The organism is Colwellia sp. MB02u-14 (assembly GCF_014076915.1).
GTDB lineage: Bacteria > Pseudomonadota > Gammaproteobacteria > Enterobacterales > Alteromonadaceae > Colwellia_A.
Genome location: NZ_JACGUX010000081.1, coordinates 66,193 through 86,448 on the forward strand (window position 1 = coordinate 66,193; position 20,256 = coordinate 86,448).

General features: G+C 37.4%; 18 protein-coding genes. 9 read left to right on the forward strand and 9 right to left on the reverse strand.

Annotation, left to right across the window (positions count from 1 at the left end):
* Positions 1–54: 54 nt before the first annotated feature.
* The 5 genes from H4J52_RS14500 (at position 55) to pepE (ending at position 5,072) form a co-directional block, all read left to right on the forward strand.
* A complete protein-coding gene (locus H4J52_RS14500) occupies positions 55–687 on the forward strand; it encodes a TetR/AcrR family transcriptional regulator (protein WP_182179414.1) in 633 nt (210 codons plus the stop codon).
* Between the two features lie 5 nt (positions 688–692).
* The gene (locus H4J52_RS14505) at positions 693–1,892 is read left to right on the forward strand and encodes an endonuclease/exonuclease/phosphatase family protein (protein WP_182179416.1); all 1,200 of its coding nucleotides are present in this window, start codon (positions 693–695) and stop codon (positions 1,890–1,892) included.
* A gap of 75 nt (positions 1,893–1,967) precedes the next feature.
* On the forward strand, positions 1,968–3,371 hold the full coding sequence (locus H4J52_RS14510; RefSeq protein ID WP_182223880.1) for an alkaline phosphatase: 1,404 nt from the start codon (positions 1,968–1,970) through the stop codon (positions 3,369–3,371).
* A gap of 522 nt (positions 3,372–3,893) precedes the next feature.
* Positions 3,894–4,292, forward strand: coding sequence for a type II toxin-antitoxin system HicB family antitoxin (locus H4J52_RS14515; RefSeq protein ID WP_182179420.1), 399 nt, complete (start codon positions 3,894–3,896; stop codon positions 4,290–4,292).
* Positions 4,293–4,343: 51 nt separating this feature from the next.
* Entirely contained in the window at positions 4,344–5,072 is a 729-nt protein-coding gene (pepE, locus tag H4J52_RS14520; protein ID WP_182179422.1) for a dipeptidase PepE, read from the forward strand.
* Positions 5,073–5,145: 73 nt separating this feature from the next.
* On the opposite strand, the gene bioD is transcribed toward pepE, so the two are convergent.
* Genes bioD through bioB form a run of 4 tightly spaced genes read right to left on the reverse strand, consistent with a single transcriptional unit; the run spans position 5,146 to position 8,831 of the window.
* Positions 5,146–5,835 carry a dethiobiotin synthase gene (bioD, locus tag H4J52_RS14525; protein ID WP_182179424.1) on the reverse strand — a complete coding sequence of 230 codons (690 nt, stop codon included), beginning with the start codon at positions 5,833–5,835 and terminating at the stop codon, positions 5,146–5,148.
* Positions 5,828–6,613 (reverse strand): malonyl-ACP O-methyltransferase BioC, encoded by a 786-nt coding sequence (gene bioC / locus H4J52_RS14530; protein ID WP_182179426.1) that lies wholly within the window; start codon positions 6,611–6,613, stop codon positions 5,828–5,830. The genes bioD and bioC overlap by 8 nt, the downstream gene beginning before the upstream one ends.
* Positions 6,613–7,752: an 8-amino-7-oxononanoate synthase gene (locus tag H4J52_RS14535; RefSeq protein WP_182179428.1), complete on the reverse strand. Its 1,140-nt coding sequence runs from the start codon at positions 7,750–7,752 to the stop codon at positions 6,613–6,615. Before H4J52_RS14535 ends, bioC begins: the two co-directional genes overlap by 1 nt.
* 32 nt (positions 7,753–7,784) lie before the next feature.
* Positions 7,785–8,831, reverse strand: a complete 1,047-nt coding sequence (gene bioB, locus H4J52_RS14540; RefSeq protein ID WP_182179430.1) for a biotin synthase BioB — start codon at positions 8,829–8,831, stop codon at positions 7,785–7,787.
* 113 nt (positions 8,832–8,944) lie between these two features.
* Between bioB and bioA the strand changes: the two genes are divergently transcribed.
* Positions 8,945–10,243, forward strand: a complete 1,299-nt coding sequence (gene bioA / locus H4J52_RS14545) for an adenosylmethionine--8-amino-7-oxononanoate transaminase (RefSeq protein ID WP_182225009.1) — start codon at positions 8,945–8,947, stop codon at positions 10,241–10,243.
* Positions 10,244–10,295: 52 nt separating this feature from the next.
* On the opposite strand, the gene H4J52_RS14550 is transcribed toward bioA, so the two are convergent.
* Positions 10,296–10,664, reverse strand: a complete 369-nt coding sequence (locus H4J52_RS14550) for a hypothetical protein (RefSeq protein WP_182179434.1) — start codon at positions 10,662–10,664, stop codon at positions 10,296–10,298.
* A 196-nt stretch (positions 10,665–10,860) separates the two neighbouring features.
* Between H4J52_RS14550 and asnS the strand changes: the two genes are divergently transcribed.
* Positions 10,861–12,261 (forward strand): asparagine--tRNA ligase, encoded by a 1,401-nt coding sequence (gene asnS / locus H4J52_RS14555; RefSeq protein WP_182179436.1) that lies wholly within the window; start codon positions 10,861–10,863, stop codon positions 12,259–12,261.
* Positions 12,262–12,420: 159 nt separating this feature from the next.
* On the opposite strand, the gene H4J52_RS14560 is transcribed toward asnS, so the two are convergent.
* Entirely contained in the window at positions 12,421–12,840 is a 420-nt protein-coding gene (locus H4J52_RS14560; RefSeq protein WP_182179438.1) for an N-acetyltransferase, read from the reverse strand.
* Positions 12,841–12,856: 16 nt separating this feature from the next.
* On the reverse strand, positions 12,857–13,528 hold the full coding sequence (locus H4J52_RS14565) for an NAD(P)H nitroreductase (protein ID WP_259366656.1): 672 nt from the start codon (positions 13,526–13,528) through the stop codon (positions 12,857–12,859).
* A 93-nt stretch (positions 13,529–13,621) separates the two neighbouring features.
* Here H4J52_RS14565 and sppA point away from each other — a divergent pair, with 93 nt between their 5' ends.
* Together sppA and ansA are read left to right on the forward strand one after the other, a co-directional pair.
* Positions 13,622–15,508 (forward strand): signal peptide peptidase SppA, encoded by a 1,887-nt coding sequence (gene sppA, locus H4J52_RS14570; protein WP_182223883.1) that lies wholly within the window; start codon positions 13,622–13,624, stop codon positions 15,506–15,508.
* Positions 15,509–15,734: 226 nt separating this feature from the next.
* A complete protein-coding gene (gene ansA / locus H4J52_RS14575) occupies positions 15,735–16,745 on the forward strand; it encodes an asparaginase (protein ID WP_182179442.1) in 1,011 nt (336 codons plus the stop codon).
* Between the two features lie 365 nt (positions 16,746–17,110).
* On the opposite strand, the gene H4J52_RS14580 is transcribed toward ansA, so the two are convergent.
* Positions 17,111–19,936, reverse strand: coding sequence for a DUF349 domain-containing protein (locus H4J52_RS14580; RefSeq protein WP_182179444.1), 2,826 nt, complete (start codon positions 19,934–19,936; stop codon positions 17,111–17,113).
* Positions 19,933–20,223 (reverse strand): YeaC family protein, encoded by a 291-nt coding sequence (locus H4J52_RS14585; protein WP_182179446.1) that lies wholly within the window; start codon positions 20,221–20,223, stop codon positions 19,933–19,935. The genes H4J52_RS14580 and H4J52_RS14585 overlap by 4 nt, the downstream gene beginning before the upstream one ends.
* Positions 20,224–20,256: the final 33 nt, after the last annotated feature.

A 20,256-nucleotide genomic window follows, 5' to 3' on the forward strand; every position in this document is an offset into this window, starting at 1 on the left:
TAATAATTAACTCAAAAATGTTTTATTTATGCATTCTTAATATAGAGCAACTTTATGAAAAACAACAAAGAAATTAAAAAAACAGGGAATATTCGGATACAAAGCCAACATAAAATAATGATAGCGGCGAGTACTGAGTTTGTTTTGCAAGGCTTTAAAGGAGCTACGGTGCAATCAATTGCCGACCGAGCGGGCCTACCCAAAGCTAATATACTTTATTATTTTAAAAATAAAGAAAACATTTACCACGCCGTATTAGAACATACCTTACAAATGTGGGATGAAGGTATCGGAGATATAACGCCCGAAGATGGTCCTAAAGCGGCGATTGAAAAGTTTATTGATGCAAAAGTAAGAATGTCTTTCAAACACCCCGAGTCATCAAAAATTTATGCCATGGAGATCATCCAAGGTGCCCAACATTTAAAAGACTTTGCGCGTACTTATCAACGTAAGTGGGTAAGAGAAAAAGCGCAGCTGTTTCAGCAGTGGATAGACAATGGCGAAATGCGAGATGTTGACCCAATACATTTGATCTTTCTTATTTGGTCTTCAACCCAGCACTATGCTGATTTTGAAACACAGATCTTAACTATTATGAATAGAGCAGATTACGAAGATGAAGATGTTGAGCATGTCATTGCCTTTTTAACAGACATGATTTTACGCGGATGTGGTTTAAACTAAGACTTATGAAAAATTCAATTTTATCTATCACTATAACACTAGCGTTGACTTATATGAGTACAGCACAAGCACAACAACTTAAAATAGCAACATTCAACGTAAGTATGGAGGCTTTAAATTATCAGTCTCCCCAAAACCGTGAAACGGCTACTGTTTCAAGTAATGCTTTGCAAGTCGCTTTAGAAAGCAACCATCAGCAAATTAAAAATATTGCAGAAATTATTCAGCGCGTAAACCCTGACATTATTCTGCTCAATGAATTTGATAATCAACATAATAATGAAGATAATCAACACCAGGCATTGAAAATATTTAGTAAGCACTATTTAAATAAAAGCCAAAATGGCCAAAAGGCCATCGATTTCCCTTATTACTATCAAGGTCAGGTAAATACCGGTGTTAACTCCGGTTACGATCTAGATGGCAATGGAACACCCGGTGTTTTACCCGGTGACGGTTTTGGTTATGGCCATTTTTCAGGGCACTTTGGCATGGTATTAATGTCAAAATACCCTATTGATGTAAAGAATATACGCACTTTTCAATATTTTAAATGGCGAGATATGCCAAATGCCTTGCAACCTATTGACCCTACAACGTCAAAGCCTTGGTTTAGCCCTCAAGCTTGGCAAGATTTAAGACTTTCTTCTAAATCTCATTGGGATGTTCCGGTAGAGGTTAATGGACAAATTATACATATATTAGCAAGCCACCCTACACCACCCGTTTTTGACGGGCCAGAAGATAGGAACGGTAAACGTAACCATGATGAAATTCGTTTTTGGGCCGATTACATTTCAGCTGACAAGTCAGCTTATATCTATGATGACAAAGGTGACAAAGGTGGTTTAAAACCATTAGCACCTTTCGTTATTCTTGGTGACTTAAATGCATCGAGTGTTGATGGGAATGCAATGAATGCTGGCATTTCAAGTTTATTAGCTCATGTTGACATACAAGATGCCATGCCTAGCAGCGAAGGCGCAGAAAAACATACCCAAGATAATACTAACGCTAAACATCATACGGCCTTTTGGCGGATGAGAGCAGATTACGTTTTACCCTCAAAAATGGGACTTACCATTAAAGACGCGGGTGTATATTGGCCAACAAAAGATGAAGATACCTATCGATTAATAAAAGATAGAGCAGCATCGTCAGATCACCGTATGGTATGGCTTGACCTCTTATTAAATAATAAATAGTTAACAGTAAACCGTTAGTATTTAGATGAACCATAAATACCTCATAACTTTAACACTTACTACAAGAAGTAAAAAATGAAAAAACTCCTTACTGCTGTCAGCGTTGTCATTGCCTTAACAGCCTGTGAAAAAACTGAAAATAACGCAAGTGTTGCTATATCACCAGTAAAAACTGTTGAAAATATGCATGCACCCAAAAATATTATTATGGTAATAGCTGATGGTATGGGACCGGCCTACACAACCTCTTACCGATATTTTAACGATGACCCTGCAACAACGATTATCGAAGAAACAGTATTTGACCGTTTATTGGTCGGCTCTGCAAGTACATACCCAGCTAGAGTCTCTGGACTTGTTACTGACTCAGCCGCGGGAGCGACAGCCCTTGCTGCGGGTGTTAAGTCTTACAATGGCGCAATAGCATTAGATGTTAATAAGATAAGTGTAGAAACTGTTTTAGAGTTTGCCAAAAAGCAAGGCAAAAAAACGGGTGTGGTGGTTACTTCACAAATAAACCATGCAACTCCTGCAGCTTATTTGACACACAACGAAAGTAGAAATAACTACAATGCCATTGCCGACAGTTATGTAGATAACGGTATTAAGGCTGATGTTTATTTTGGTGGTGGCTGGCAGTACTTTATTCGTGAAGATAGAAATTTGGTTGACGAATTTAAAACCGCTGGTTTTCAATATATCGATAACTACAACGCCTTAAATACGCTTAAAGCGCAAACGCCTGTTATCGGTCTTTTTGCAAATAAGGGGTTACCCTCAGCAATTGACGACACAGACCAGCATCGATTATCAACCATGACAAAAAAAGCGATTCAACAATTAGAGAACAGCAACGGTTATTTTATGCTAATTGAAGCCAGTCAAATCGATTGGGCTGGTCATTCCAATGATATTGTTACTGCAATGGCAGAAATGTCAGATTTAGCGATAACAATGGAATACTTAGAGCAGTACGTCAAACAAAACCCAGACACGTTAGTAATACTAACTGCTGATCACAGCACAGGTGGTTTAACGATAGGTGCGCGTGGTAAATATGAGTGGAATCCTGAGATTTTACGTACAATGAAAAAATCGCCAATGATCGTTGCGGATAATTTAGTTGAAAATAAAATAACACAACAATTATTAACTGAATTACTTAGCTTTGATGTAACGACAAATGAAGTTGAGCAAATTGTAGCAGCCAAAGTTACCGCCATTGAAGAATTAGCGGCATACAAACAGCTTGGTGAAGAAACAAAAACCAACATTAAAAAACCTGAGATGAATAAAGCGATTGAGAGTGTTATTAAAAAAATTATTGATATTAGAACAAATACGGGTTGGACATCAGGGGGACACACAGCAATTGATGTTCCTGTTCATACCTTAGGTAAACGCAGTGAGATACTTAAAGGTAAAATTGATAATACCGATATAGCCAAACAAATATTTTTACTGCTGGGTAAAAAATAAAGCTAGTTCTAGCATGATGTATTTTATAAACATAAAAACCGCTAATATTCATTAGCGGTTTTTTTGTTGTTACGTCCAAGCACAATATGATTAGCAAACAATAGATTCATTAATCTAGCCTCACTCATCGATGAGACATAAACCCAACAGTTGTCTTATCGCTTTATATTCTTAAATCCTACTCATGAAAAATAACAACGACCAACGTTTATTTCTCTCATAAAATAACAACACTTTAATATGGTAACCCCAAAAACGCTATAAAACTTGATTAAAAACAAAGACAAAGAACACAAAAAATTACTTACAGCCCTTTTATCATTGCTATATATAAAGACTCAGGCCTTAAGTAAACATTCACTCCTTAATAATAACGGAGTTGCCGGGGTTGTTAAGGTCGCCCTACACAGAGTTACCAGAGTTACAGTAACCACACGACAAGGGTTGCTGGGGTTATTATTTACTTGGTTTAAAGGGTTGCCGGGGTTATACTTTGACAAGCTGTTAATAAAGGATATAACAATGAAATACCCTATCGCATTAAAGAAAATACTTGGCGTAGATAACTATAAGGTTAACGTCCCTGACTTACCGGGCTGTGAATGTAATGGCGAAAGCATTGATGCTTCGCTTAACAAAATAAAGGACAGTATCGCTGAGCACCTTGCTATTTTGGCTGAATATAGTGAGGCTATTCCACACGCGACAACGATTGAAAACCACCTAGCTAGCTACCCAAATGTTATCTGGGGTATCATTGATATCGATATAGTGCCCTACTTAGGCAAGAGTCATAAAATTAATGTCACCTTACCAGAGCTGCTGATAAAACAAATTGATGATCGGGTCAGTAAGTCTTCGGCATACAAAACACGCTCAGGCTTTATTGCGAGTGCTTGTATGAGTCAATTGAATCAATAACAATGTTAATAGCATTGGCCAATCAGTAAAAACTAAAATTGAGAAATAGAAATGACAAATAAAAATTTGCTACTACTCAGTAGCTCTCGTGTCGGTAATACACCTTACTTAGCACATGCGCAAACAATGATTGAAAACCACTTAGCAGGCATTAAAGACGTATTATTTATTCCCTACGCAGGTGTTAGTGTTAGTTATGACGATTACACGAAGAAAGTACAAGATGCTCTGCAACCATTGAACATTAACGTTACAGGTATTCATCAGTTTAGCGATGCGGTTACGGCGGTTAATAACGCAAAAGCAATTATTATTGGTGGCGGTAATACCTTTCATTTATTGCATCAGTTGTACGAGAATAATTTAATCTCTGTTATTACTGACAAAGTAGCAACCGGTGTACCTTATATTGGCTGGAGTGCCGGCGCTAATATAGCCGGTGCGAGTATCTGCACTACCAACGATATGCCGATTATTGAACCCTCCAGTTTTAAGGCTCTTAACTTAGTGCCATTTCAGCTTAACCCTCATTACACTGATTTTAATCCACCGGGTCATAACGGTGAAACAAGAGAACAACGTTTAGCTGAATTTATGGTCATTAACCCTGAAATGCCTATTGTGGCGATTGTTGAAGGAAGTGCTTTAACACTCGAATATAATAAATTGTCACTAATCGCTTGTGCGAAAATAGGAAATCCTGATGGTTTTTTATTTAAAGGAGGGAGTAAAAAAACGATTGCCGTTAGTGAAGATATCAGTCATTTGTTGTCAATGTAGAGTGGGCTGATTAATGAAGAAAGAGGTTGTAATGCGGCCCCTTTCTCTCATTTAGACAAACGTCACTAATATCCTAAAGCAGTTCAATAATCGACGATAGATTTATTGCCGACACGGCTTTGTTTAGATCCGCTTCAAAACCTAATTGAGCAATCATCGGAGCTGAAATTAGTGTCGTTAGCTCCGCTATATTTTCATGTAAGTAACTCATTGGCTCGATACAATTAGCTATCCAACCAATGCAATCAAGTCCATCTGTTCGTATCGTTTCATAAGTTAGCACGGCATGATTTAAACAGCCTAGCTTCATATTTACCACCAAAATCACCTGCTGGTTCGTTTGCTGAACAAACTCAGATAAAAATTTGCCATGACCTAATGGTAATCGCCAACCACCTGCGCCTTCTGTAATCACAATGTCACTGGCTCTTGCTAAAACGTTGTTGTATCCAAGGTTTATGTCCGATAATTTAATTTCAGTATTCATTAAATTAGCAGCGATGTGAGGCGCAATGGCGGGTTCAAAAGCGAGAGGGTTAATTTCGTTAATGGTTTGTCCGCAATTTGCCTGGTGTAAGAGTAATTGTGCATCTTCATTAACAAGGACTTCTCCTGTTGCTGAAGCTATTCTTTCACATCCGGCTGAAATAGGCTTAAACACGGCAACGTTAAAGTTCATCTTTACTAAGGCCGCAGTGAGTAACTGAGCAACGTAGGTTTTGCCTGCATCAGTGTCCGTTGCAGTAATAAAAAGTTTAATCATTTAATTTAACTATAATCCCAGAATACACTTTATAAGTAGCAGGATAAATGCCACTTGGCTCTTGAAAGTCTTGATAGCTAAGGGTCATTCTTTGCCACTTGTCTTTACCAGCTAAACCTTTTCCTTTTTCCTTAGGCACATGATTTGCGCCGAGCCCCTTCAATTCACGGGCTAAATGCATCACGTTTTCATATTCTAAGACTAAATCTTCATTTTTTTGTTCAAGTAATTTACATGAGCAAAGACTAAAAATGGTTTTTAGTTCGCCTTCTGTCTTAAAATCAATCACATGTTTATCATCATCAACCTGTGCCCAAGATGACTTTAATTCATGTAAGGTGCCATCAAGTAAGGTTGAAAATATAAATAAACCACCAGGCTTTAATACCCGTAAAACTTCCTTAACAAGGACGTCGAGGGGATCACACCATTGAATAACTAAATTAGAATAAATAACATCAATACTATCTGCTTTGAGAGGCAGATGATAAGCATCAGCCTCTAACCAAGAAATACCTTTACTACGATTTTCCTGGGCAAAAGATAACATTTTAGCTGAAATATCAACACCAATGGTTTGGTTGAATTTACTCGCTAAAATATCAGTAAAAAAACCGGTACCCGATCCTAAATCTACCACAGTAAGATCTGAGCGATTAGGTAATAATGACATCAAATTTTTACCCGTATAACGCTGTAATCGAGATGAAACATCATACGATTGGCTTGCTAAGCCAAATGACTTGGCTATTTTAACCCTGTTTAATCCCTCTGCCATTAACTTAAAACCTCATTCAAACAATTCGCTAAATAGTTGATATCTTTCTCTTTATGCTTTGCTGTTATGGTTACGCGTAACCTAGAGCTATTTTTAGCAACAGTTGGAGGTCGTATCGCGGTCAGCCAAATCCCTCTATTTCTCAACGTTTGGCAGACGTTAAGCGTTCTTTCTTCACTGCCAATAACAATGGCATGAATAGAAGAGGATGACGTTATTATATTGATGCTGGCATCAAGGTTCATTGATAAAATCTCGCTTAATTGCCTAATTTTTTCTCTACGCCAAGATTCACTTTGGGCAAGTTTTATACTCGTTTTTGTCGCCCAAGCGATAGCAGGAGAAATAGCGGTTGAATAAATATAATGACGGGAAAAATTCACCAGATACTCATAAACATCTTCATCACAAGCGATAAAAGCACCACTGGTAGCTAAAGCTTTACCAAAAGTGGCCATAACAATATCGACCGGTCCAAAACTACTACTTCCCTGACCTTTATCACCTATGATGCCAAGACTATGAGCATCATCCATATAAAGCATCGCTTGTTGTTTTTTTGCAATATCAATTAGCTGGCTAACATCAGCACAATCGCCATCCATGCTAAAAATACCTTCAGAGATAATAAGTTTATTTTCATAAGTACTGTTAGCTAAATACCGCTTAAGTTGTTGGTGGTCATTATGTAGATAACGCTTTACTGAAGCGTCGCTTGATAACGCACCATCAATTAAAGAAGCGTGACTTAACTTGTCTAATAAAAATTGGCTCTCTTTATTACCTAACGCTTGTAAAACACCGGAGTTAGCTGCAAAACCACTACTATAAAGTAAGCAGCGTGGTTTATTTAACCACTGACAAACTTCTTCTTCTAGCGCTTGGTGCGCATAATGAAAACCCGTAATTAAACTAGAAGCACTCGCACAACTACCGAATTTATCAACACCTTCTTGAAACGCTTTATTTATATCACGGTGATGATTTAAACCGAGGTAATCATTAGAAGAAAAATTTAAATAACGTTCACCTGACACAAAAATCTCTCGACCATTTTGATCGCTTATACATTGACGTTGACGATATTGAGATTTTTCTTTTTGCTGAGCAACTTGCTCAGCAATAAAGTTAAAAGACATAGATTCAGTTTGACTCTTATGCGATGTGAACGTTACAAAGAAGCGTCGTAAAAAAGCGCTTTGTTTTGCTGATTGACAACCGCTGTTGTTATCTGCTGCTCAGTATCTTCATCTTCAGTGGCAATAGTTTCGGTATTAATACCTAATTTTGCAAACAATTGCATATCTTTATTCGCTTCAGGATTACCCGTTGTTAACAATTTACAGCCGTAAAAAATTGAATTTGCTCCGGCTAAGAAACACATTGCTTGCATTTGATCATTCATCGCATCGCGTCCTGCCGATAAACGTACATGGCTTTTAGGCATCATTATACGGGCAATAGCAATACAACGGATAAAATCAAAAGGGTCTAAATCGTCAACATCTGCTAATGGCGTACCTTCAATTTTTACTAACATATTGATAGGCACACTTTCAGGGTGCTGCGGTAAGTTAGCTAATTGGGCTAAAAACGAGGCTCTGTCTTGTGCCTTTTCGCCTAAACCAACAATACCACCACTACATACCTTCATGCCCGAGTCACGAACATTCTGTAACGTGTCTAATCTATCTTGATAGCTACGGGTGGTAATTATAGAATTATAATGTTCCGGTGATGTATCAAGATTATGGTTGTAATAATCTAACCCCGCTTCTTGAAGTTCGTCGGCTTGGCCGCCATCAATCATGCCTAATGTCATACAGGTTTCTAAACCCATCGCTTTAACACCTTTTACCATTTCAAGTACAAAAGGCATATCACGCGCTTTAGGATTCCTCCAACCGGCGCCCATACAAAAACGCGTTGAACCTTGATCTTTAGCTACTTTTGCAGCTTCTAATACTTTTTCAACTTCCATTAACCGTTCTTTTTGAACATTAGTATTGTATCGAACACTTTGTGAACAATATTTACAGTCTTCAGGACAAGCACCCGTTTTTATTGATAATAACGTGCTAACTTGTACTTCATTCGGGTTAAAATGTTCACGATGAACGGTTTGAGCTTTAAACATAAGATCACTGAAAGGCATAGCAAATAATGCTTCAACTTCAGCTATTGACCAATCATGACGAGGTATATTCGTTTGAGACATATGAAACCTTTGCTGTAAAAATGTAAATGGGATAATTGCATCGTTAAATATTAGCAGGTAATCTATGCGCCAGTCATTAATTGTCAACATAAAAACCCATGCAAGCTTTACATATGAATAAAAAACATACAGATTTAATTGATTTTGATAAAAAACATGTTTGGCACCCCTACACGTCTATGTCGAATCCACTGCCATCATATTTAGTTGAATCCGCACAAGGTGTTCATATAAAACTCGCCTCAGGAGAAGAACTTGTTGATGGTATGTCTTCGTGGTGGTCGGTGTTACATGGCTATAATCATCCAAAATTGAATCAAGCACTTATTGATCAAACGCAAAAAATGGCACATGTCATGTTTGGTGGTTTAACGCATGAACCTGCGATTAACCTCTGTAAGAAGTTGATTGATATAACACCAGAGCCGCTTCAAAAAGTCTTTTTATCAGACTCAGGCTCAGTATCTGTAGAAGTGGCCATTAAAATGTCTTTACAATATTGGCATAGTCAAGGCAAAAGCGAAAAACACAAACTACTCACGGTTAAAAATGGCTATCACGGCGATACCTTTGCAGCAATGTCGGTTTGCGATCCCGTGAATGGTATGCATCAAATTTTTGAAACGGTGTTAATGAAAAACATTTTTGCGCCGGCGCCACAAAGTAATTTTTATCAACCGTGGGATGAAAGTGAACTTACAAGGTTAAAAACATTATTTAAAACACAGCACGAAAAAATCGCGGCCTTTATTATCGAACCTATAGTGCAAGGTGCAGGCGGCATGCGCTTTTATCACCCTGAGTACTTAAAAGCATGTCGCGCTTTATGTACGCAATTTAACGTATTATTTATTGTTGATGAAATAGCCACAGGCTTAGGCCGAACGGGTAAAATGTTTGGCTGTAACTGGGCAGAAATAAGCCCTGACATTATGTGTTTAGGAAAAACATTAACCGGCGGTTATATGACCCTTGCAGCTACGCTTTGTACAGAAGAAATTGCCAATACCATCAGCGATGGCGAAGCAGGATGTTTTATGCATGGCCCTACTTTTATGGCAAACCCGCTGGCATGTGCTGTCGCTAATGCAAGTTTAGACCTTTTAGAAACAGGAGAATGGCAACAGCAAATTGGTTTTATTGAAGGTTATTTAAAGCTAAAATTATTACCCTTAAATAAGCACTCAAGAGTGAAAGATGCGCGAGTACTCGGGGGGATTGGTGTTATAGAAACAGTAGATGCAGTGAATATGGCTAACATACAAAAGAGGTTTGTTGAGCTGGGTGTATGGATCAGACCCTTTGGTAAGCTTATCTATATTATGCCACCTTTTATTATCACCGAGGCAGATTTAAAGAGACTTGTTAAAGCAATAAGCACAGTACTTGATGAAGCACAGTGCTTTGCATAATAAAGACTAAATTATATTTTTGAAGTAGAGATAAACACATTTAGCAATGAACTTATACTTCATTGAGTTTAACTAAAATATAGACAACCCAAGCGACAGTGATCGTCAGTAAAAGGACTAAATTAAAATGCTTACTGTCTTGTTTTCTTCTACTTCGATAATGATCAAGCACTAAACAAAAATAGCTACATAACGCGCTTATCCAAAGCACTATATATAAATACCCGGTCAAGGGTGTTAGCCAAAATTGTCTTATTTCGATATCTCTATATCGTAGTAAACCATAATCTTGCTCTGGTGCAGCAAAATATGACATAACGATGGCAAATATGAATAAACCCCAGCCACTTAATGCCAAAACTCGTGTTAACACTACCCCAATATCTGCAGACTTTCGCCTGTTTTTTGTTGCTAAGACCATTGATCTAAACCCTCTAAAGTCAATATGACTATGTTTTGTTTATATATAGGCCGGAATAGCAAGTTTTACTTGTTAAAAACAACAGTAAAGGTAACATATCACACCTTAAAGTTAGTGCAAATAAATTCAGCATCCTAAACTGGATATATGTACAACTATCTATGACAATAATTAAATAAAGATAAGAGGTTGATAAATGTCAGTTATCTCAATCACTGATGTACTTGCTGGTAAATACCCAGTAAGTGAAGCAGTTACAGTACACGGTTGGATCCGAACTCGCCGTGATTCTAAAGCCGGTATTTCATTCTTAGCCGTTCATGACGGTTCATGTTTTGATGCTATTCAAGCCATCGCGCCAAGTGATCTCGATAATTATCAATCAGAAATATTAAAATTAACTACCGGTGCATCTGTAAAAGTTACCGGTATTTTGGTTGAATCCCCGGGTAAAGGTCAGTCATTTGAAATACAAGCGACGAAAGTAGAGATATTAGGCTTAGTTGATGACCCTGATACTTACCCAATGGCTGCAAAACGTCATAGTATAGAATTTTTACGTGAACAAGCTCACTTACGTGCCCGTACTAATATCGGCGGAGCCGTTGCTCGTGTTCGAAATACCTTAGCTCAAGCGGTTCATCGTTTTCTTCACAGTAAAGGTTATTTTTGGATCAGCACGCCATTAATTACTGGCTCAGACTGTGAAGGTGCGGGTGAAATGTTCCGTGTTAGTACGCTTGATATGGAAAACTTACCTCGTACTGACAAAGGTGATGTTGATTACGGCAAAGATTTTTTTGGTAAAGAAACATTCTTAACGGTTTCTGGCCAATTGAATGTAGAAACTTACGCATGTGCCCTTTCAAAAGTTTATACTTTTGGTCCAACATTTCGTGCTGAAAATTCAAACACCACACGTCACCTAGCAGAATTTTGGATGATCGAGCCAGAAATCGCTTTTGCTGATTTATCGGATGCTGCTGACCTTGCTGAAGAAATGTTGAAGTATGTTTTTCAAGCCGTACTTGATGAGCGTAGCGATGACATGGCGTTCTTTGAGCAACGTGTTGATAAAACAGTTGTAGATCGTATGAACTCAGTTATAAAAAATGATTTTGTTCGTTTAGATTACACTGACGCTATTACGATATTAGAAAATTGTGATAAGACATTCGAAAACAAAGTCGCTTGGGGTGTTGATCTTAACTCTGAGCACGAGCGTTACCTTGCTGAAGAGCATTTTAATGGTCCGGTAGTGTTACAAAACTATCCGAAAGACATTAAATCTTTTTACATGCGCTTAAATGATGACGGAAAAACAGTTGCTGCTATGGACATTTTAGCACCAGGGATTGGCGAAATTATTGGCGGTAGTCAACGCGAAGAACGTCTTGATGTATTAGACGCTCGTTTAGCTGAAATGAATTTGAATCAAGAGGACTACAGCTGGTATCGTGATTTACGCCGTTACGGCACAGTGCCTCATTCAGGTTTCGGTTTAGGTTTTGAACGCTTAGTTGCTTATGCAACAGGTATGCAAAACGTACGAGACGTAATTCCTTTCCCAAGAACGCCAAATAACGCGGCATTCTAAGCATCGAATAAAGTCATATAAAAAAACCTCTTTATTGAGGTTTTTTTATGTTCAGGATGAACGGTATGTCATAGTTACAAGGATGTGAAAGAATGACAATGTTCAGGATGAACGGTATGTCATGATCACATGGAGCGTTTATAGCCAAATTAGCATATATTATTGGACAAGTTCTTTTACCATAAAATATTTACAACCTGTTTTGGGGTAATGTTCTTGCACCCACTTTGTTTGATAACCGTGCTTTTGATAAAAAGGCATTGCTTGAAAGTTTAAGGTATCAAGCATACTTAAGGTACAACCTCTTCCGCTTGCTGCTTCTTCAAGCTCAGCTAAAATTCTAGTACCCACTTTCTTACCACGAAGTGACTCGTCAACCCAAAGTGTATTAATTAATAGCCAATTGCCAAACGTACGTGCCGAAGAACCAGCAATAATATGCCCTTGGTCATCGGTTATTTGAATAGCAAGTGGCTTGCGTTCATTCACTTCCCAATGCGCCCAATTAAACTCTGCTATTTTTTTATCGAGAAAGTTAATTAACGCTTGTTCAGGCTCGTCTAGTATTTCAATATTCATCAAACCTCTTTAATCGTTAAAAGTACGATACATGTGATTCAATCACTCTAGCGGGTTTAATCGGACGCTCTTTTAAAGGCGTACCAATATAGATAAAACCAATAATGTCATTGTCTGCACTTATCGCTAACTCGCGTTTTACTGAACTATTATAACTAAAGTCGCCTGTTCGCCACACGGCCCCATAACCCAAACTAAACGCCGCCATTTGCATAGCATGAGCACAACAACCTGCTGCTATCGTCTGTTCACCTTTAGGGACTTTTTCATGGTGTTGATATTGCGTACTCACCACAATAATTAAGGGGGCGCGATACGGCATGTTTTTAGCTTTTTCTATATTGGCTTTAGCAAAATCTTGCTCTATGGCCGCTTGTTCAAAGACTTGACTTAATTTATCTAAACCACTTTCTTTAATGACAGTAAAAAACCAAGGCGCTAAACAACCGTGATCCGGCGCTCGCATGCCTGCACTCAGTATAAAATCAAGATCACACGGCTGAGGCGCTGGCGATATTAGTCTGGGATTGGATTGTCGTTGTAATAATAATTCTTTAGCATTCATTAAGTATAAAGACCCGGTTATATTTTCGTTGCTGGTGATTATAAAGCTAATGTTTGATAAGGGTAAAGCAAGCAGGGCTAATAAAAAATAAAGCACGGTAAATAATAAGATTAATTTAGGCAAAAACACATTTATTTACTATTGAGACTACATAAATGATCAATAATTAAGTAGCATGGCAGTAATTATAATTACAGACTTATCATGCCGGCTATTATGACAGAAAAAACATCATTACCAAATGCTCCAGTAAAGCAAAGTGCTTTAAAACGAGCTACATTAAGAATTTTTAGTTTATTAAATTCATTTAGAAAAATAATTGTTAACCTTGTTTTTTTTATAGTGCTTTTCTTCTTTATTGCTGCAATAGGTGGTGGCGACGAAAAAATTGTTATTCCAGATAATGCCGCATTAGTTTTAAATATTACTGGTGATATTGTTGAACAAAAACATGTCATAGACCCCATGGATGCTTTGATTACTGAAGCACTAGAAGAAAAAGAAAAAAATCCAGAAGTGTTAATCACCGATATTATTAATGTCATTGAAAGCGCAAAAAATGACAAACGTATCAAAATGATCGTTTTACAACTTCAAGGAGTGAATAGTACCGGCCTGAGTAAGTTACAAGATATTGCCCAAGCTTTAGAAAAATTTAAAGCGGTGGGTAAAAAAATAATCGCTGTTGGCGATCAATATTCTCAAGATCAATATTACTTAGCAAGTTCAGCGGATGAAGTCTGGCTTAACCCGCGCGGTTGGTTATTGCTTGACGGTTATGGTCGCTACCAACTTTACTTCAAATCAGCATTAGAGAAATTGTCGATAAGCCAGCATATCTTTCGTGTGGGTACCTATAAATCGGCTGTTGAACCTTATATGCGTGACGATATGTCGGTTGCAGCTAAAGAAGCAAATAAATTATGGTTAAGTGAGCTGTGGTCACAATATAAAAGTGATGTTGCACGTAACAGAAAGTTTTCAATTGATAACTTCGATGAAGATGCTGATGTTTTAGTCGCAAAATTAGAAAAAGCTGAGGGTAATATTGCGCAATATGCTTTAGATAACCAATGGGTTGATGCCTTAAAAAATCGTCAAGATATGAAAAAGTCTTTGATCAAGCTTGTTGGCAAGAATGCCGCAGGTGACAGTTATAATCACATCAGTTTTAAACATTATTTATCAGCAACATCTCCTCTGTATCCGATTATTAACCCAAACTCTGATAAAGTTGCCGTTATTGTCGCTAAAGGGACTATTTTAGATGGTAACCAAAAGCCAGGTGCTGTTGGCGGCGATAGTACCGCTGCATTGTTAAGAGAAGCACGTTTAAATAACCAGGTAAAAGCGGTTGTTTTACGTGTCGACAGCCCAGGCGGTAGCGCTTATGCTTCTGAAATTATTCGTCAAGAAATAGAACTGATAAAACAAGCAGGAAAACCTGTTGTTGCTTCAATGGGAACTTATGCAGCCTCAGGTGGCTATTGGATATCAGCACCTGCTGATAAAATAATAGCATCACCTGCAACCATTACCGGCTCTATTGGTATTTACGGCTTTTTCATGACCTTTGAAAATTCGTTAAGTAAACTGGGCGTGTATACCGATGGTGTTGGTACAACTGATATTGCAGGTTTTGGTGTTACCCGCCCACTGACTGAGGGTATGGCAAAAGTATTTCAATTAAATATAAATCGAGGCTACCAAGACTTTATCAGCCTTGTTGCTGAGAATAGAAATATGACCCTAGAACAGGTTGATAATATTGCTCAAGGGCGCGTATGGTCTGGCTTAAAAGCAAAAGAGTTGGGACTCGTTGATGAGCTAGGTAATTTAACAAGCGCCATTAATGCAGCCGCAGAATTAGCTGATCTTGCAACGTATGACACATTATTAATCGAAATAGAAAAATCACCTAAAGACCTTTTTCTACAAGGTTTAGTGGGCCAAGCAACAAGCTTTTTCCCTGAATCTGAAATAATAAGCTTAAGCAATACAGACAAGTTATTTTTACAATTGAAAAATCAATTATCGCACCTCAACTTACTTAATGATCCGCAAGGCATCTATTCTTTGTGTATGGCTTGTGAAATTAATTAGCCACTCTTTATGTTCAGGATGAACGGTATGTCATGATCACATGGATGTGAAAGAGTGACGATGTTCAGGATGAACGGTATGTCATGATCACATGGATGTGAAAGAGTGACGATGTTCAGGATGAACGGAATGTCATGATCGCACGGATGTGAAAGAGTGACGATGTTCAGGACGAACAAGCTATTTTGATAACCAACCAAATAAAGTAAGTATTCAAGGTAAATAAATGAAAAAGCGGATTTATATCGCCTACACGGGCGGCACAATAGGAATGAAGAACAGTGGCCAAGGGTACGTACCGGTAAAAGGCCATTTAACCGAGTCTATCAATGGAACGCCAGATTTTCATCGACAAGAGATGCCAGAGTTTACTATCAATGAATATTCGCCTTTAATCGATTCATCGAACATGACCCCAAGAGATTGGCAACGTATCGCTGATGATATAAAGGCTAATTACGATGATTACGATGGATTTGTTGTGTTGCATGGTACAGATACAATGGCTTACACCAGTTCTGCACTTTCGTTTATGTTTGAAAATTTAGCCAAACCCGTCATTGTTACCGGCTCTCAAATTCCCTTAAGCCAATTACGTTCAGACGGGCAAGTCAATTTATTAAATTCGCTTTATATTGCGGCAAACTACCCTATTAATGAAGTGGGTTTATATTTTAATAATAAATTATACCGGGGTAATCGTTGTATTAAAGCTTATGCTGATGGTTTTAACGCTTTTGACTCACCCAATATGCCACCACTTTTAGAGGCGGGCATTAATATAAAATTAGTTGAAGGTAAAATAAATGTTGTAAATGATGCACCATTTAACTTAGCGCAAATCACACCGCAACCCATTGGGGTTGTGCATTTATACCCTGGGATCTCTAGCGAGTTGGTCGCCAACATTATTAAACAACCCGTAAAAGCATTAATTATTCGCAGTTATGGGGTTGGCAATGCGCCACAAGATGAACAATTACTTGCTTGCTTAACACAAGCTTATCATCAAGGTATTGTTGTCGTTAATTGTAGCCAATGTATAAAAGGTACCGTTAACATGGATGGTTATGCAACGGGTGTCGCGTTGAGTAAATGTGGCGTTGTAGGTGGTGGCGATATGACGTTAGAAGCAACATTAACTAAGCTACATTATTTACTGAGCAAAGAATTACCACAAGCTGAAATTTGTCGTTTATTAAAAGAAAATTTACGCGGCGAACTCACCACTCACTAAGATGTTATTCACATTATAGTTAGGCTATTTTGCAGAATAAGCAAAATAGCCTAAATTATCGAACTATTTACATCGGGTTATCTGAAAAGCCCTCACCTCCAAACATAAAAAATAAAATCATTTGTTATCAGTGATTTAACAAGCTATCCATTCTGCTTTAATTGAAAATCATATTATATATCACTTGCCAAACCAGTAACACGTAACCAAAAATAAGGTGTTATTGCTCAGTATAGATATAAATTTTATGTTTTTATCAAATATCTACTGAAAATAAACAACCTTAAAGGTGAGCTTATTTTACAGTAAATATAAAAAAGCCACTGAATAATCAGTGGCGATTAACGTTATTTATTTACAGAATATCAACAATAAATAGCTTTAACTCTTGAGAGTAACGGCAAGTCAGTGGATGATAATTTACCTAATTTTAACCATTCAACAAGTGATTTTGTTAAGTCGATAGGTTGTCCTGAAAGCATCTGGGTTTGCAATAATGTTACTTGAACTTGCATGCGCTTCGCTTTACATTCTGCCGGAGATTCCTTACTTGCTAATATCTCAAGCTCTAATGTCTTATCACTTCGGTCAACGCTACGGGTATTTTGATAACATTCTTGTAATCGTTTTTGCCAAACGTTGGGTAAATCTACCAGCGACTCACTGAACTTTTCAATTGATGGTGTTTCATCAGTGGCTATATATTCTAAGCAATTAAAAATCAATTGCCAAGTTTCAGTCTTTTTGTTTTCGTTAATCACTGCTAATTTTTGTGTTATTTGTGCAAGTAGCTTTTCCGCCTGTGTTACTGCACTTTTGATCAACGGCTTTTGGCTAACAAGCTTTAAACGTAATGCATCAATATTTTCTTGTATCGTTAATAATTCAGAAGCAGAACCTTGGTCAACAATCTGTTGTTGATAATTACCCAGTTGCTCTGTTAACTCAACTTGTTGATGTTGACGGTCAGATTGTTCAACCAATTTGGCTTCATCGCGTTTAGCAAATAGTTGGTCATTAACTTTCCTAAACTTTTGCCAAAGTTGATTCTCTTCGCGCTGTCCGCTGTAACCTATCGCTTGCCATTGTGTTTGTAGTTTTTTAACACTTTCAATAGCAGAAAAAACATCCTCATCACTTAATGCTTGCGTGACTTGGGCAATCAATAAATTTTTACTGTCACTGTTACGTTGGTGATAATTTCTTAATTCAAGCTTTACGGGTTGTAAACTTTCATTAAATTTTTCATTAAGTAACTGAAACTTCTGTTTATCGACCTGCCCTGAATTTTGCCATTGTTGACTTAATTTATTAAGTGTTCCGTCGATGAACTTCCAATCAATAGCTTTATTATCAGTACCTTCACTGATTTTTTTTGTAAAGTCATCAGCAAAACTTTGAGCGTTAACGATAAGCTGTTGGCGCGTGACAAGATGTTGCTCACGCAAATTTTCTTGTTCTGCATAAAATAAACGACAGGGAGCAAAAGCTTGTTCGCAAAGCGCATTAAATTGATAGTTTAATTCTTTTTCAACAGTCTCTTCTGCGTGCCCTAAAGAGTTCCAAGTAACACGAAATTGTTTTACTTTCGCTGCTTGGTCATTAGGGTTATCAAGTGGTTGGTTTACTAATAACTGAATATCAGCGAGTAGTTGGTGTTTTCTTGGCGTTGCAATTGAATGCTCTAAGTCACTTAGTTCAGCAATTTTATCTGAGATATCATCAAAGTCACGTTGCACACGTGATTTTTGCTCATCAGATAACCCGTCATAATGTTTTTTAGCTTTTTTGAAAACCCCAAAAGCAGCATTATACTTGCCACTGATAATTAATCGTTTAACATCAGCGATTTTTTTCTGACATTGCGCTAGTAGTAGTCCTTGCTCTTTAAGTAAAGACTTCAGGCCTTTTTGCCATTGTTTCTTTATTTCTTTAAACGCATCAACAACTGTTTGTGGTAAAACCCCCGCCGCTTTTTGCTCAACACTTTTCCATTCTTGTAACCATTCATCGAATAAAGGCTTGCGCAGGTTCAGCTCATCAATGTCTTTGGGTAAAGCTACTTGTGAAATTTTTGAAATTAAATGAGTGGCGTCACTCACCGATTGCGCAATTTCAGGTAACAACGCCAATTTTTTTGACTGTGCTTTAACTAAGACAATAAATGAGTCTTGCTCTTTCTTACTGAGTATTGATGCTGATATTTCTGAAAGTAATTGTTCAAGTTGATGCTGGTATTGTGCTTCATCTAACTCACCGCTTTCAAATATTGTTGTGGTAAGTTTTTGACTAATTTCATTAAGCTGACGATTAAAATGTTCATTTGCGACTTTTTTATCGTGAATTAATTTATCAGCAATAATTTGTTGTTCATAAGCTTCATGCAGCGGAGCAAAATGTTTAATCAATTGTGCATTGATAACTTTATACTTTTGATTAAAACTGTCAGATTCGTGTGATGTTAAACAAGAAAAATCTTGATGGTAACTGTGCCACTGCTCTTCGAGTTCTGTTTGTTTTTCTTTTATTTGCAGATAATCATTAACGTCTTTTAAAGCGAGTAACTTGGCTAAAACTAACTGGACACCTTTTTTAATTTTGTCGGGCTGCTCTGCTAAGACTTTTAATTGTTCAATCTTTTGCTCAATCTGATTTTTTATTTGTTCATTACACGATTTCTTTAACAACTTGTCTAACACATCAACAGGTAGTGTTTGTTGCAGCAAGAATGTTTGTACTATTTCATTTTGCTTATGTGTAAATATAGAAAGCGTTAACGACGGCTTATTTATTTTTTCAAACAAGGCGATAACAACATCTGCTTTTGTTTCACTTTGTAACCATAACTCCAAAGATGGCAATTTATTATTACTTTTTAATAGCGCCAATTTATCTTGATTACTGATGGTAATGTCATGCTGGCCAAGCAAAATTTTCTCAACTTGCTTAATACAATACTCACGCACTTTTTTATTGTCGTTGTCGATGCTGTTTTGATGCCAAACAGTAAAGTTGGCGATTTTAAGGAGCGCAGCACGACGTACTAATTCATTAGGATCTGTTTGTGCGAGGGTTGTTAAGATAACTAATTCATCTGAATTGCTCGATGATAAATCTTCATTAATCGCGGTTAACCGCACATTGTGTTCTTTGCTCTGCCATTTTGCTTTGAAAAATTTAGAAAAAATCATAGATCGGAAAACCTTGCAATATTATTGTCTGGATTGTTTTTAAGCTCAGCGAATTCGCTTTTTAACTGACGTTTAGTTTTATCAATAATAAGACCGTCCGCGCCAACACTTAAGATTTCATCTGAATTTAAATGTCTTGATTGATACGCCATAGTAATTTGCAATGCGGAGTCTTTTTGCGGTTTATCAACCACCGTACCTTCAGGCCATTTACCTGTTTCAGCAGCACACTTTAAGCGCAAGTACATTTCTTCTGACATATTGTCTACTAATGAAATAATATCCATTGTTTTATTTACAGCCTTTATTGCTTCGTTCTT

Coding starts and splice junctions, on each gene's coding strand:
- H4J52_RS14500 (WP_182179414.1), top strand. CDS start 55: ATGAAAAACAACAAAGAAATTAAAAAAACAGGGAATATTCGGATACAA.
- H4J52_RS14505 (WP_182179416.1), top strand. CDS start 693: ATGAAAAATTCAATTTTATCTATCACTATAACACTAGCGTTGACTTAT.
- H4J52_RS14510 (WP_182223880.1), top strand. CDS start 1,968: ATGAAAAAACTCCTTACTGCTGTCAGCGTTGTCATTGCCTTAACAGCC.
- H4J52_RS14515 (WP_182179420.1), top strand. CDS start 3,894: ATGAAATACCCTATCGCATTAAAGAAAATACTTGGCGTAGATAACTAT.
- pepE (WP_182179422.1), top strand. CDS start 4,344: ATGACAAATAAAAATTTGCTACTACTCAGTAGCTCTCGTGTCGGTAAT.
- bioD (WP_182179424.1), bottom strand. CDS start 5,835: ATGATTAAACTTTTTATTACTGCAACGGACACTGATGCAGGCAAAACC.
- bioC (WP_182179426.1), bottom strand. CDS start 6,613: ATGGCAGAGGGATTAAACAGGGTTAAAATAGCCAAGTCATTTGGCTTA.
- H4J52_RS14535 (WP_182179428.1), bottom strand. CDS start 7,752: ATGTCTTTTAACTTTATTGCTGAGCAAGTTGCTCAGCAAAAAGAAAAA.
- bioB (WP_182179430.1), bottom strand. CDS start 8,831: ATGTCTCAAACGAATATACCTCGTCATGATTGGTCAATAGCTGAAGTT.
- bioA (WP_182225009.1), top strand. CDS start 8,945: ATGAATAAAAAACATACAGATTTAATTGATTTTGATAAAAAACATGTT.
- H4J52_RS14550 (WP_182179434.1), bottom strand. CDS start 10,664: ATGGTCTTAGCAACAAAAAACAGGCGAAAGTCTGCAGATATTGGGGTA.
- asnS (WP_182179436.1), top strand. CDS start 10,861: ATGTCAGTTATCTCAATCACTGATGTACTTGCTGGTAAATACCCAGTA.
- H4J52_RS14560 (WP_182179438.1), bottom strand. CDS start 12,840: ATGAATATTGAAATACTAGACGAGCCTGAACAAGCGTTAATTAACTTT.
- sppA (WP_182223883.1), top strand. CDS start 13,622: ATGACAGAAAAAACATCATTACCAAATGCTCCAGTAAAGCAAAGTGCT.
- ansA (WP_182179442.1), top strand. CDS start 15,735: ATGAAAAAGCGGATTTATATCGCCTACACGGGCGGCACAATAGGAATG.
- H4J52_RS14580 (WP_182179444.1), bottom strand. CDS start 19,936: ATGATTTTTTCTAAATTTTTCAAAGCAAAATGGCAGAGCAAAGAACAC.
- H4J52_RS14585 (WP_182179446.1), bottom strand. CDS start 20,223: ATGGATATTATTTCATTAGTAGACAATATGTCAGAAGAAATGTACTTG.